Here is a 12,526-nt window from a genome sequence, read left to right as displayed (position 1 = left end):
CAAAAGTGAAGAGATTGGTTGGAACGGCCCTGTTGTCAGGGGCGTGCTGGGGTCCACTGGCAGGAGGAAACGCAGTGCGCACAGGAAAAATTACAGGTGACTATTAAATTGCGACAATGTCACACTCCCTGAACGGAGATTTTGGGGTGCTGCGACACAAAAAACAGCGCAGCAGAATCAGCTGCAAATCAGGCGTGAAAGCTAGAAAAACAGCTTACTTTCGCAAAAAAAGCGCTTGCATAAAGAAGCCTTCCATGCTACATAATGGGTCACATGTTAATGTTCACTCAAAAGTGAGCTCCTCCGGCTCGCTTTTTTTTATGGGAAAACGCAGATGGCAAAGGTTGATGTAGTAGAAAGAGTCACAGAGATTGTCGCCGAAGTCGGCGGGCCTCTCGGGATCGACCTGGTGGACCTGGAGTATAAGCGAGAAGGCCGCGACATGGTGCTGCGGGTATTCCTGGAAAAGGAAGGCGGCATCACCCTCGACGACTGTGCCGACGTGAGCAGACAGCTTTCCGACATGCTGGACGTCGAAGACTTCATGCCGGACCACTACAACCTGGAGGTTTCCTCACCGGGTATCTGTCGTCCGCTTAAGAAGCTCGCCGACTACGAGCGCTTCCAGGGGCACCTGGTCAAGGTGAAGACCTTCGACATGCTCGCTGACGATGCGGGCAACAAGCGCAAGACCTTCACCGGGAAACTGCTCGGGGTTCAGGACGGGATGATCAGCATCGATCTCACCGAGGGGCAGCACGCCTCGATCCCGCTGGACAAGGTGGCCAAGGCCAACCTCGAATTCGAATTCTAAAATTTACTTTGCAATTATCAGCAAGCAGAAGGAGACAGTCACGTGGAAACGAGCTTTAACCTCAAGCACACGATCGACCAGATCGTAAAAGAGAAGGGTATTGATAAAGGGATTGTGGTAGAGGCGCTGGAACAGGCAGTTCTCACCGCGGCTAACAAGAAATTCCGCAATACCCGCGATCTGGAGGCGCACTACAACCCCGAGATCGGCGAGGTTGAGTTGTTCGAGTTCGTAACTGTCGTGGAAGAGGTGCAGGATTCCTACCGCGAGATCGAGCTGGACGAGGCGCGCGAGGAGGATCCGGAGGTCGAGATCGGCGACTCCATCGGTATGAAGATGGACGCGTCCGGCTTCTCCAGGATTGCCGCGCAGACCGCCAAGCAGGTGATCATCCAGCGCGTGCGCGAGGCGGAGCGCGAGACCATCTTCAACGAGTTCCAGGAGCGCCAGGGCGAGATAGTCAATGGCGTGGTGCGCCGTTTCGAGAAGGGCGACCTGATCGTGGACCTCGGCCGCGCCGAGGCTCTCTTGCCGCACAAGGAGCAGGCTCCGCGCGAGGTGTACCGCCAGGGCGACCGCGTCAAGGCCCTCATCACCGAGATCCGCATGACCACCAAGGGTCCCCAGATCATGCTCTCCCGCACCCATCCCACCATGCTGGCCAAGCTGTTCGAGGCCGAGGTGCCGGAGATCGCGGAAGGCATCGTCGAGATCAAGAGCGTCGTACGCGAGCCGGGCGGGCGTGCCAAGATCGCTGTCTACTCGCATGACGGCGACGTCGATCCGGTCGGCGCCTGCGTCGGTATGCGCGGCTCCCGCGTCCAGAATGTGGTGTCCGAGCTGCGCGGCGAGAAGATCGACATCATCCCCTGGAGCGAGGACATCGCCCGCTTCGCCTGCAACGCCCTGGCCCCGGCCGTGGTCACCAAGGTGTATGTTGACGAAGAGGACTACGCCATGGAAGTCATCGTGGCGGACGACCAGCTCTCGCTGGCCATCGGCAAGCGCGGCCAGAACGTGCGTCTCGCCGCCAAGCTGACCGGCTGGAAGATCGATATCAAGAGCGAGACCCGCATGGCCGAGGCCGAGCTGCAGCAGTTCGCCTCCTACGACGGCACCGAGTCTGAAGAAGAGCCCGCCGAGCCGGTTGAGGCAGCCGAGCCGGCAGTAGTAGAGGCGACCGAAGAGGATTAGCATGCCCAAGGCCACACCACAGAGAAGCTGTCTTGCCTGCCGTGAGACCAAGGACAAGGGCGAGCTGCTTCGCTTCGTGCTGGCACCGGACCGCACCCTGGTCCCCGACCTGCAGAACAAGCTCCCCGGTCGCGGGGCGTACACCTGCCTGAAGGCCTCCTGCCTGAGGCAGGCGGCCCAGAAGAAGCAGTTCTCCCGCGGCTTCAAAGGGGAGGTGCTGGGCGCCGACGCAGACGGGCTGGTGCAGCAGGTGCTGCACAAGCTCGAAGAGCGCATCGCCTCCTACATCAGCCTGGCCAACAAGGCGGGCAAGGTGGTGTCGGGCTCGGACCAGGTACAGGATAAATTGAAAAAAGGGGGCGCCGGTCTTTTGTTCGTCGCCACCGACATCTCGCCGGACATCGGCGAAAAATTCAGGGGGCTGGCGCAGCTCAAACAGGTCCCCTGCATCTCCCTGTTCACCAAGGACCGCCTTGGGGAACTCTTGGGAAAGGAACTCAGAAGCGTCCTGGTTGTTATGGAAAGCGGCTTCGTGGGATCGATTGGATTGGAAATGGAAAAGTACAGGAACTTCTTTGAGGAGGAGCGTGAGTAGATGAGCAAAACCCGCGTATATGAGCTGGCGCAGCAGATGGGGATCGACAATAAGGAGCTTATGGCAAGGTTGGCCGAGGCAGGCGTGCAGGTCAAGAACCATATGGCTGTCCTTGAGGATTCGGATATCAAGGCGGTATCCGCCCCTGCGCAGACCCCCCACAAAGAAGTATCCCAGGAAGAAGTGAGGGTGAAACCGACCCTGATCCGCCGTCGCGCCAAGGCGGTCGAGCCGGAAGCCCCGGCAGCAGCGGCCGAGCCGGCAGCGCCGAACGAGCCGGAGAAGGTCGAGGCCGCACAGCCCGCACCGGTCGAGAAGCCGGCCCCGGTAGAGGAGGCTCCCAAGCGTCCGGAACCGGTCCGCGCCAGGATCATCGAGGCGGCTCCCGCACCCAAGCCGGTGGCTAAGCCCGAGGCGCCGGCCCCCCAGGCCGCGCCCGTGAAGGAAGAGAAGCCCGCGGTTGCCGAGCCCGTCCCGGCGGCGCCGGTTGCGGCTGAGAAGCCCGCCGTCGAGGCCCCCAAGGCAGAAGCCGCTCCCGCAGCTCCGGCCGCAGCACCTGAGGCAGCCAAGCCGGTCGAGCAGCCTGCTGTCGAGGCCGCTCCGGCCAAGGCACCGGAGGCCGCAGCCGCCAAGGTTGAGCCCGAGCCGGATAAACCGACCGCGACCCGCGCCAGGATCCTCGGCCGCGTCGAGATCCCGATCCCGACCCAGCGTCCGGCCGAGCGCCGCGAGTACCAGCGCCCCGCGCAGGGCGAGCGTCCGGCACCGCGCCCGGGCATGCCGCGCGGCGTCGAGCGTCCCGGCACCGAGCGTCCGGCACCCCGCCCGGGTGCAGGCCGTCCCGGCGAGCGCCCCACCGGTCCGCGTCCGGACCGTCCGGCCCCGCTGACCCCGGTTGAGCCGCCGCCGATGCTTGACGACCGTGGCAGGAAAGGGCGTAAGCCCGCTCCGGCAGGTGGCACCGACTTCGGCAAGAACGCCAAGAAAGGTGGCGCACCCGCCGGCAAGGGTAAGAAAGACAGCTTCAAGGACATGCTCGACAAACGCGAGCGGGTCTTCGAGCCCGGTCCCCGCTCCAAGGGGAAGAAGGGTAAGTACGTCGAGAAGGTCCAGATCGGCAAGAAGACCGAGATCACGGTGCCCAAGGCCATCAAGAGGATCATCAAGATCAGCGAGTCCATCACCGTGGGCGAACTGGCCAAGCGCATGGGCATCAAGGCCACCGACCTGATCCGCGCCCTCATGAAGCTGGGCGTCATGGCGACCATCAACCATCCGCTGGACTTCGACACCGCGACCCTTCTGGCCACCGATTTCGGCTACGAGATCGAGAACGTGGCTCTGGACGTGGACGAGATCCTCGAGGCCGAGCCCGATGCGCCGGAATCCCTCATCAAGCGTCCGCCGGTCGTCACCATCATGGGTCACGTCGACCATGGTAAGACCTCGCTGCTCGACGCCATCCGCCAGGCCAACGTCATCGCCGGCGAAGCGGGCGGCATCACCCAGCACATCGGCGCCTACGACGTTGAGCTCAAGGGGCAGAAGATCACCTTCCTCGACACCCCGGGCCACGAAGCGTTTACCGCGATGCGCGCCAGGGGCGCCAAGGTCACCGACATCGTCATCCTGGTGGTCGCGGCCGACGACGGCGTCATGCCGCAGACCCGCGAGGCGGTCAACCACTCCAAGGCTGCCGGCGTTCCCATCATCGTCGCCATCAACAAGATCGACAAGCCGGACGCCAACCCGAGCAAGGTGAAGCAGGAACTGATGGAGTTCGGCCTGGTTTCCGAGGAGTGGGGCGGAGAGACCATCTTCGTCGAGGTCTCTGCGAAGAAGCATCTCAACCTCGAGTCGCTGCTCGAGATGGTTCTGCTGCAGGCCGACGTCCTCGAGCTCAAGGCCAACCCGGACAAGACCGCGCGCGGCACCGTGGTCGAGGCCAAGCTGGACAAGGGACGCGGCCCGGTCGCCACCGTCCTGGTCCAGGAAGGTACGCTGAAGGCGGGCGATTACTTCGTGGCCGGCATCCACTTCGGCCGCGTGCGCGCCATGCAGAACGACCGCGGCGAGAAGGTGACCGCCGCCGGCCCGGCCATGCCGGTCGAGGTCATCGGCTTCAACGGAGTGCCCGATGCGGGTGACATCTTCGTGGCCATGACCGACGAGAAGCAGGCCAAGGAGATCGCGAGCCACCGCCAGATGAAGCTGCGCGAGTCCGAACTGGCCAAGCACAGCAAGCTCTCCCTGGAGCAGCTCTACGAGAAGATCCAGAAGGGCGAGGTCAAGGACCTCAACACCATCGTCAAGGGCGACGTGCAGGGTTCCGTCGAGGCCGTGGCCGAGTCCCTCAGGAAGCTCACCACCGACGCCATCCGTCTCAACGTGCTGCACGCCTCCGTCGGCGCCATCACCGAGACCGACGTCAACCTGGCCAGTGCCTCCAACGCCATCATCCTGGGCTTCAACGTCCGTCCCGAAGTCAAGGCGGCGGCGCTCGCCGAGAAGGAAGGTGTCGACGTCAGGCTGTACAACATCATCTACGACGCGGTGGACGACATCAAGAAGGCGATGGAAGGCCTCCTCGAGCCGACCTTCAAGGAGAAATACCTGGGCCGCGCCGAGATCAGGGAAGTCTTCTCGGTGCCCAAGGCGGGCATGGTCGCAGGTTCCTACGTCACCGACGGCAAGATCATCAGGAACGCTCAGGTCCGCCTGCTGCGCGACAACATGGTGGTCTTCGAAGGGAAGCTCGGCAGCCTGCGCCGCTTCAAGGACGATGTCAAGGAAGTGGCTACCGGTTACGAGTGCGGCATGTCGCTGGAGAACTACAACGACATCAAGGTCGGCGACATCTTCGAGTGCTTCGAGATGGAGAAGGTTGCCGGCAAGCTTTAACAGTCAAGCAAACGGGGAGAGCGGCGTCCCGCGTCCGGCATCCCGGCGGCGGAGGCCGCTCTCCCCTTATCGTTTTCGCCTCAGCTCCTCCACCCGGAGGGGGGAGGCCGGGAGGGGGGCTGCAGTTACCAGTAAACATCCCCCTCCCTGACCCTCCCCCTCCGGGGGCGGGGACCTGTAAGCAACCCCGTACTTGTAAGAAGGGCCGGGATACACACAAGAGAGAAAGATCATGGTAAAGCGTTCCGACAAGGTTGCCGAAGAGATCCACAAGATCATCTCGGAACTCCTGATAAAGGGTCTCAAGGACCCCCGCATTGGTTTCCTCACCATTACCGGCGTCAAGCTGACTCCCGACCTGAGACAGGCGACCGTCTACTTCACCGTTCACGGTGACGACGCCGCCAAGAAGAACTCCGAGGCGGGCCTCAACTCCGCCAAGGGCTACATCCGTAAAGAGATCGGCCAGGCCCTCAAGTTGCGTTTCACCCCCGAGGTGATCTTCAAGTACGACACCTCGTTAGATTACGGCCAGCATATCGAATCGATTCTGAAGGAGATTGGGGCTACGGATGACGGCGACGACAGCTGAGATTAAACGGATAGTTGCGGAGATCGAGCAGGCAAACAGCTTTCTTATCACCAGCCACGAGAGCCCCGACCCCGACGCGGTCGGTTCCTCCCTCGCGTTGGCCAATTACCTCACCGCGCGCGGCAAGGACGTCACCGTCTACCTGAGCGACCCGGTCCCCGATAACTGCTCCTTCCTCCCCATGGCCGAGCAGGTCTACGGCGAGATGCCTGACCGCGACTTCGACGTCTGCTTCGTGCTGGACGTGGGCGAGTTCCGGCGCGCCGGCAAGGCGGTCACCGAGAACAAGCGGGTAGGCCGCTACATCAACATCGATCATCACCTGGGGTGCGAGAACTTCGGCGTCTGTAACCTGATCGACCCCAAGGCGAGCGCCACTGCGGCCCTCATCTACAGGGTCATCCGGGCTGCCGGTGACGAGGTCGATTACCCGACCGCGCTCTGCATCTACACAGCCATCCTCTCCGACACCGGGAGCTTCCACTATTCCAACTCCGACCCCGAGTCCTTCGCCATAGCCGGCGAGATGATCGGCAAGGGGGTGAACGCCTGGAGCGTCAACGAGAACCTCTACGAGAGCGAGCCGCTGCAGAGGATCGCGCTCCTCGCACTGGCGCTGTCCGACCTGACCGTCTCCCCGTCCGGCGAGTATGCCTCGGTCACCGTGACCCTGGACATGTACCAAAAGACCGGCGCCACCGCCCAGGACACCGACCGCTTCATCAACTACCCCCGCTCCATCAAGGGGGTGCAGGTGGCGCTCTTTTTCCGCCAGGTCGACGAGGGGACCTTCAAGGTCGGCTTCCGGTCCAAGGGTAAGGTCGACGTCTCTGCCGTCTCCGCCTCCTTCGGCGGCGGCGGGCACCACAACGCCGCCGGCTGCATGGTGCGCGGCACGCTCGCCGAGGTCAAGGCGCAGGTCTTCGACCGACTGGAGCAGATGCGCTGATGCTGAACGGCTTTTTCGTGATCGACAAGCCGGCCGGTGTCACCTCGCATGACATCGTGTCCAAGGTCCGTCGCGCCATCAATCAGAAGAAGGTCGGGCACACCGGGACCCTGGATCCCTTTGCCACCGGCGTGTTGCCGGTCGCGGTGGGGGAGGGGACTAAGGCGATCCAGTTCCTGGACGAGTCGGAGAAGGAGTACCGGGCCGTGCTGCGGCTGGGCATCGCCACCGACACCCAGGACCTGACCGGAGCGGTAATCTCCGAGCGGGAGTGGTCGCACCTGACGGCCGAGGACCTGGAACGGCTGGTGCCGCAGTTTCTCGGGCTCCAGAAGCAGCTGCCTCCCATGTTTTCCGCCATCAAGCAGGGCGGGGTGCCGCTGTACAAGCTGGCCAGGAAAGGGATCGAGGTGGAGCGCGAGGAGCGCGAGGTGGAGATCCAGTCGCTCACCTTCGAATGGATCCGTCTTCCCGAAGCCTGCTTCACCGTGCGCTGCTCGCGCGGCACCTACGTCAGGACGCTCGCCTGCGACATCGGCGAGGCGCTCGGCTGCGGCGCCCATCTCTTGGAGTTGCGGCGCACGAGGAGCGGGCTCTTCCGCGAGGCCGACGCCATCAGCATCGAGGCGCTGGCCGGGGGCGCCGACCAGGAGGCGCTGCTCATGCCGCTGGACCGGGCACTCGACCACCTGAGGGCGTTGGCGCTCACCGAGGCGGGCGGGAGGAAGGTCTTGAACGGCGTGGTGCCCAAGCCTCATGAATTCGTTGAACCTCCCGGAGATTTTGCACAGGGGGAGCAGGTGCGACTCTATCTGGGGGAGCGCTTTGCGGCAGTAGCGGAGTACGACAAGCTCAAAGGGCTGCGCCTGGCACGCGTATTCAATTAGTATTCCTTCTTTACACGTACTTGCTTTTGTGATAAGAGTTAAAGGTCTTGATCTAAACCGCGGGAGCAATCTCAGCGGGTAGGCATAAATAAGCAAAATAACTAGGAAGCGGAAGGGGGTGTAACCACATGCTGCAAACGGAAAAGAAGCAGGAAATCATCACAGCTCATAAGCTGCACGATTCCGACACGGGTTCGCCGGAAGTGCAGATTGCAATTCTTTCGGAGCGTATCACTTATCTGACTGAGCACTTCAAGACTCACAAGAAGGATCATCACAGCCGTCGCGGTCTGCTGAAGATCGTCGGTCAGAGAAGGGGTCTGCTTGACTACCTGAAGAAGAAAGACGTCGAAAGGTACAAAGCGATCATCGCTAAACTCGGCATCAGAAGGTAAGAAAAGGCAGTATACCTCCCCGGGTATATTGCCTTTCCTCTTTTTCATCATGTAAGGGCCTCGTGCCCTTTTTCTTGTTGGGGGCGTGGATAAAACTGCCCTGCGGCGCACTGTTACGCCCGCATGGCGCTTTTCTCGGCGGCCCCAACACCAACCGAAACACCCTAATGGAGGCCGTAACAATGGTACACACTGTCCAAGCAGAGTGCTGTGGCAAAACTATCACTATCGAAACAGGCAAGATCGCCAAGCAGGCAAGCGGCGCGGTCATGATCAAAAGCGGCGACACCATGGTGCTCGTCACCGCCGTCGCCATGAAATCGGCCAAGGAAGGGCAGGGCTTCTTCCCGCTGACCGTCAACTACCAGGAGAAAGCCTACGCAGGCGGCCGTATCCCCGGCTCCTTCTTCAAGCGCGAAGGTCGTCCCTCCGACAACGAAACCCTCACCAGCCGTCTCATCGACCGCCCGATCCGCCCGCTGTTCCCGGAAGGCTTCCTGAACGACACCCAGGTCATGGCTACCGTCATGTCGGCTGACAAGGACCACGATCCCGGCATCCTGGCCATGATCGGCGCTTCCGCTGCCCTCATGGTTTCCGACGTGCCCTTCGCCGGCCCGATCGCAGGCGTGAAAGTGGCGCGCGTGGACGGCCAGTTCGTCGCCAACCCGACTGCCGAGCAGGAAGAGAAGAGCGACATGGAGATCGTGATCGCCGCTTCCAAGGACGCCATCTTGATGGTAGAAGGCAGCGCCTCCGAAGTCTCCGAGGACGACCTCCTCGAAGCGATCTTCTTCGGCAAGGAAGCCGTCCAGGGCATCCTGGCCGCACAGGAAGAGCTGGTTGCCAAAGTGCAGCCGGTCAAGCGCGACATCCCTGCCCCGGTGGTGAACACCGAGCTGAAGGCACGGGTTGACGCTCTCGCCAAAGAAGAGATGAAAGCGGCCGTGCGCATCAAGGCCAAGGGCGAGCGCCACGACGCCATCGACGCCATCACCGAGAAGACCGTGGCGGCTCTGGCAGGTGAGTTCGAAGGCTCCGAGAAAGAGGTCAAGGCATTCATCGAAGAACTCGAGTACGACCTGGTGCGCGAGCACATCATCAAGGACGGCTCCAGGATCGACGGCCGCGATACCAAGACCATCCGTACCATCAGCACCGAGGTAGGCTTCCTGCCGCGCGCGCACGGTTCTGCCCTGTTCACCCGCGGCGAGACCCAGTCCATCGTGGCTGCCACCCTGGGCACCTCGGTCGACGAGCAGCGCATCGATTCGCTCTACGGCGATTCCAGGAAGAAATTCCTCCTGCACTACAACTTCCCGCCGTACTCCGTCGGTGAGACCAGCTTCCGCCTCGCCCCGGGCCGCCGCGAAATCGGCCACGGCATGCTGGCCGAGCGCGCTCTGCAGCAGGTGCTTCCGAAGCACGACGACTTCCCCTACACCATCCGCATCGTCTCCGACATCACCGAGAGCAACGGCTCCTCCTCGATGGCTACCGTCTGCGGCGGCTCGCTGTCCATGATGGACGCCGGTATCCCGATCAAGGCACCGGTCGCCGGTATCGCCATGGGCCTCATCAAGGAAGGTGACGACTACGCCATCCTCTCCGACATCCTGGGCGACGAAGACCACCTGGGCGACATGGACTTCAAAGTGGCCGGTACCGCTGAAGGCGTCACCGCGCTGCAGATGGACATCAAGATCGGCGGCGTGACCCGCGAGATCATGGGTGCTGCACTGGCACAGGCGAAAGCCGGCCGCGTGCACATCCTGGGCGAGATGGCCAAGTCGCTCTCCACCGCCCGCGGCGACCTCTCCGCCTTCGCTCCGCGTATCACCACCATCTGGGTCAAAGTCGACAAGATCCGCGACGTCATCGGTAGCGGCGGCAAGAACATCCGCAGCGTCACCGAGGCAACCGGCGTTGCCATCGACATCGAGGATACCGGCAAGATCAACATCGCTTCCAACAACAAGGAAGCCTGCGACCTCGCCATCAAGATGATCCGCAACCTGACCGCAGAGGCCGAAGAAGGCAAGCTCTACATGGGTACCGTCAAGAAGATCATGGAGTTCGGCGCATTCGTCGAGATCTTCCCGGGCACCGACGGCCTGGTGCACGTTTCCGAGCTCGACACCGAGCGTGTGAAGAACGTGAGCGACATCCTGAAAGAAGGCGACAAGGTGCTGGTGAAGTGCATCGGCATCGACAAGCAGGGCAAGATCAAGCTGTCCCGCAAAGAGGCCCTGGGCCAGACCTTCACCGAATAATTTCTCTCATGTGAAAACTGGCAATTCATGGGTTTCCCGGTATAGTTCTAGCCATGATTAAAAAGACCACCCTAAATAACGGAATCCGCGTCATCACCGAGCGGATTCCGTATGCCAGCTCGGTTTCCATCGGAATTTGGGTCGCCAACGGCTCCCGCCACGAAAGGCGGGAGTCGAACGGCGTCGCCCATTTCATCGAACACCTCCTCTTTAAAGGCACCGCACGTCGTTCTTCATTGGATATCGCCCGCGAAATCGACTCCGTTGGCGGCGTCCTGAACGCCTTCACCAGCCGCGAGTACGTCTGCTACTACGCCAAGGTGCTGGACAAGTTCCTCCCCCGTGCGGTCGACCTTCTGACCGACATCTTCCTCCATTCCACCTTCGACAGCGAAGAGATCGAAAAGGAACGCCGCGTGGTGCTCCAGGAGATCAACATGATGGAGGACACCCCGGACGACCTGATCCACGACCTGTTCCACCAGCACTTCTGGAAGGGGCACCCGCTGGGGATGTCCATCCTGGGCGACGCCGAGAGCGTCACCGGTCTCTCCCGCGATGCCATCATCGCCTACAAGGATCAGATGTACCGCGCCGACGACATCATCGTCACCGCCGCAGGCAACGTAACCCACGAAAAGCTCACCGCCCTTTTGGAGGAGTACCTGCAGGGCGTGGCCCCCGGCCACGGCAGGTCCGTGTCGGTGCCGCCGGTGTACGAGCGCCGCATCGAGCTGGTCGAGAAGGACCTGGAACAGATCCACGTCTGCCTGGGGCTCAAGGGGGTGCAGCAGAGCCACCCGCAGCGCTACGACGCCTTCATCATGAACGCCATCCTGGGCGGCTCCATGAGCTCGCGTCTGTTCCAGGAAGTGCGTGAGAAGAGCGGCCTTGCCTACTCCGTCTACTCCTACATCGCCTCCCATGCCGATGCCGGTTCCCTGGTAGTCTACGCAGGCGCCAGCCCGGAAAACGCCAAGGAACTCCTCGAGATCATGCTGCGCGAGATCGGGCGCTTCAAGCGCGAGCCCGTCCCCGCCGACCAGCTCGAGGCGGCCCGCGAGCAACTGAAGGGGAACCTGCTCCTGTCGCTGGAATCCAGCGACAACAGGATGTCCCGCCTGGCCAAAAACGAGATCTACTTCGGCACCCCGCTGCCGCTTTCCGAGATCATGGACGGGTTCGACCACGTCACCTCCGAGAGCATCCAGCAACTCGCCAACGAGATCCTGGACAACGACGCGCTGACCCTGGTCATGCTGGGCCGGATCGGCACGCCCGCCTTTACGAACTCCGACATCAACGTCTGATGAAAACGACCCCGATACGGATAAAGCGCCTGCGGTCAACACCTCTTCCCTGCTACATGACCGAGCAGGCGGCGGGTGTCGACCTGCATGCCGCGCTCGAGGAGGATTTCGTGCTGCATCCAGGCGAGCGGGCCCTGGTCCCCACCGGGCTTTCCGTCGAGATTCCCCCCGGCTTCGAGGCGCAGGTGCGGCCCAGGAGCGGGCTCGCGCTTCGGCACGGCATCGCGCTGGTCAACTCTCCGGGCACCATCGACGCCGACTACCGCGGCGAGATCGGCGTCATCGTGATCAACCACGGCAACGAGCCTTTCGCCATCAAAGACGGCGAGCGCATCGCCCAGATGGTCTTCGCCCGCTGCGAACGCGCCGAGTTCATCGAGGTGGACGAGCTGGGCGAGACCGAGCGCGGCGCGGGCGGGTTCGGGCATACAGGCAGGTAAAGGCGAGATTAAGACAAAGATTGAGATTAAGAATGACACCCGGTCCACGCTCCTCCCCCGGAGGGGGGAGGTCGGGAGGGGGGATGCTCCTAAACCCCAAGATCAGAAGCCCCCTCCCTGTCCCTCCCCCTCCGGGCCTTCGCCCACCGTAGGGCTATGGTCCGCAGGCGGGGGCG

General features: G+C 62.3%; 11 protein-coding genes. All 11 read left to right on the top strand.

All coding sequences use genetic code 11. The features are described 5' to 3' along the window. The first annotated feature begins 334 nt into the window (after nucleotides 1–334). The 11 genes from rimP to dut all read left to right on the top strand — a co-directional run bounded on the left by rimP (nucleotide 335) and on the right by dut (nucleotide 12,350). Entirely contained in the window at nucleotides 335–814 is a 480-nt protein-coding gene (gene rimP, locus KP004_RS13540; RefSeq protein WP_216799053.1) for a ribosome maturation factor RimP, read from the top strand. 42 nt (nucleotides 815–856) lie between these two features. Then, nucleotides 857–2,008: a transcription termination factor NusA gene (gene nusA, locus KP004_RS13535; RefSeq protein ID WP_216799052.1), complete on the top strand. Its 1,152-nt coding sequence runs from the start codon at nucleotides 857–859 to the stop codon at nucleotides 2,006–2,008. Between the two features lies 1 nt (nucleotide 2,009). After that, nucleotides 2,010–2,603 (top strand): DUF448 domain-containing protein, encoded by a 594-nt coding sequence (locus KP004_RS13530; RefSeq protein WP_216799051.1) that lies wholly within the window; start codon nucleotides 2,010–2,012, stop codon nucleotides 2,601–2,603. Further along, nucleotides 2,604–5,504, top strand: a complete 2,901-nt coding sequence (infB, locus tag KP004_RS13525) for a translation initiation factor IF-2 (protein ID WP_216799050.1) — start codon at nucleotides 2,604–2,606, stop codon at nucleotides 5,502–5,504. It begins immediately after the preceding gene. A 232-nt stretch (nucleotides 5,505–5,736) separates the two neighbouring features. Then, nucleotides 5,737–6,096 (top strand): ribosome-binding factor A, encoded by a 360-nt coding sequence (locus tag KP004_RS13520; RefSeq protein WP_216799049.1) that lies wholly within the window; start codon nucleotides 5,737–5,739, stop codon nucleotides 6,094–6,096. Further along, nucleotides 6,077–7,045 (top strand): DHH family phosphoesterase, encoded by a 969-nt coding sequence (locus tag KP004_RS13515; protein ID WP_216799048.1) that lies wholly within the window; start codon nucleotides 6,077–6,079, stop codon nucleotides 7,043–7,045. Before KP004_RS13520 ends, KP004_RS13515 begins: the two co-directional genes overlap by 20 nt. A gap of 2 nt (nucleotides 7,046–7,047) precedes the next feature. Further along, nucleotides 7,048–7,932: a tRNA pseudouridine(55) synthase TruB gene (gene truB / locus KP004_RS13510; protein WP_239027049.1), complete on the top strand. Its 885-nt coding sequence runs from the start codon at nucleotides 7,048–7,050 to the stop codon at nucleotides 7,930–7,932. A 128-nt stretch (nucleotides 7,933–8,060) separates the two neighbouring features. Continuing rightward, nucleotides 8,061–8,327: a 30S ribosomal protein S15 gene (rpsO, locus tag KP004_RS13505; protein WP_129127510.1), complete on the top strand. Its 267-nt coding sequence runs from the start codon at nucleotides 8,061–8,063 to the stop codon at nucleotides 8,325–8,327. A gap of 182 nt (nucleotides 8,328–8,509) precedes the next feature. Then, nucleotides 8,510–10,600 (top strand): polyribonucleotide nucleotidyltransferase, encoded by a 2,091-nt coding sequence (gene pnp, locus KP004_RS13500; RefSeq protein ID WP_216799046.1) that lies wholly within the window; start codon nucleotides 8,510–8,512, stop codon nucleotides 10,598–10,600. A gap of 53 nt (nucleotides 10,601–10,653) precedes the next feature. Beyond that, nucleotides 10,654–11,910, top strand: a complete 1,257-nt coding sequence (locus KP004_RS13495; protein WP_216799045.1) for a M16 family metallopeptidase — start codon at nucleotides 10,654–10,656, stop codon at nucleotides 11,908–11,910. Continuing rightward, nucleotides 11,910–12,350: a dUTP diphosphatase gene (gene dut / locus KP004_RS13490; protein WP_216799044.1), complete on the top strand. Its 441-nt coding sequence runs from the start codon at nucleotides 11,910–11,912 to the stop codon at nucleotides 12,348–12,350. The genes KP004_RS13495 and dut overlap by 1 nt, the downstream gene beginning before the upstream one ends. Nucleotides 12,351–12,526: the final 176 nt, after the last annotated feature.

The sequence above is a fragment of the Geomonas oryzisoli genome (assembly GCF_018986915.1).
GTDB lineage: Bacteria > Desulfobacterota > Desulfuromonadia > Geobacterales > Geobacteraceae > Geomonas > Geomonas oryzisoli.
This window is presented reverse-complemented; position numbering and strand designations above follow the sequence as displayed.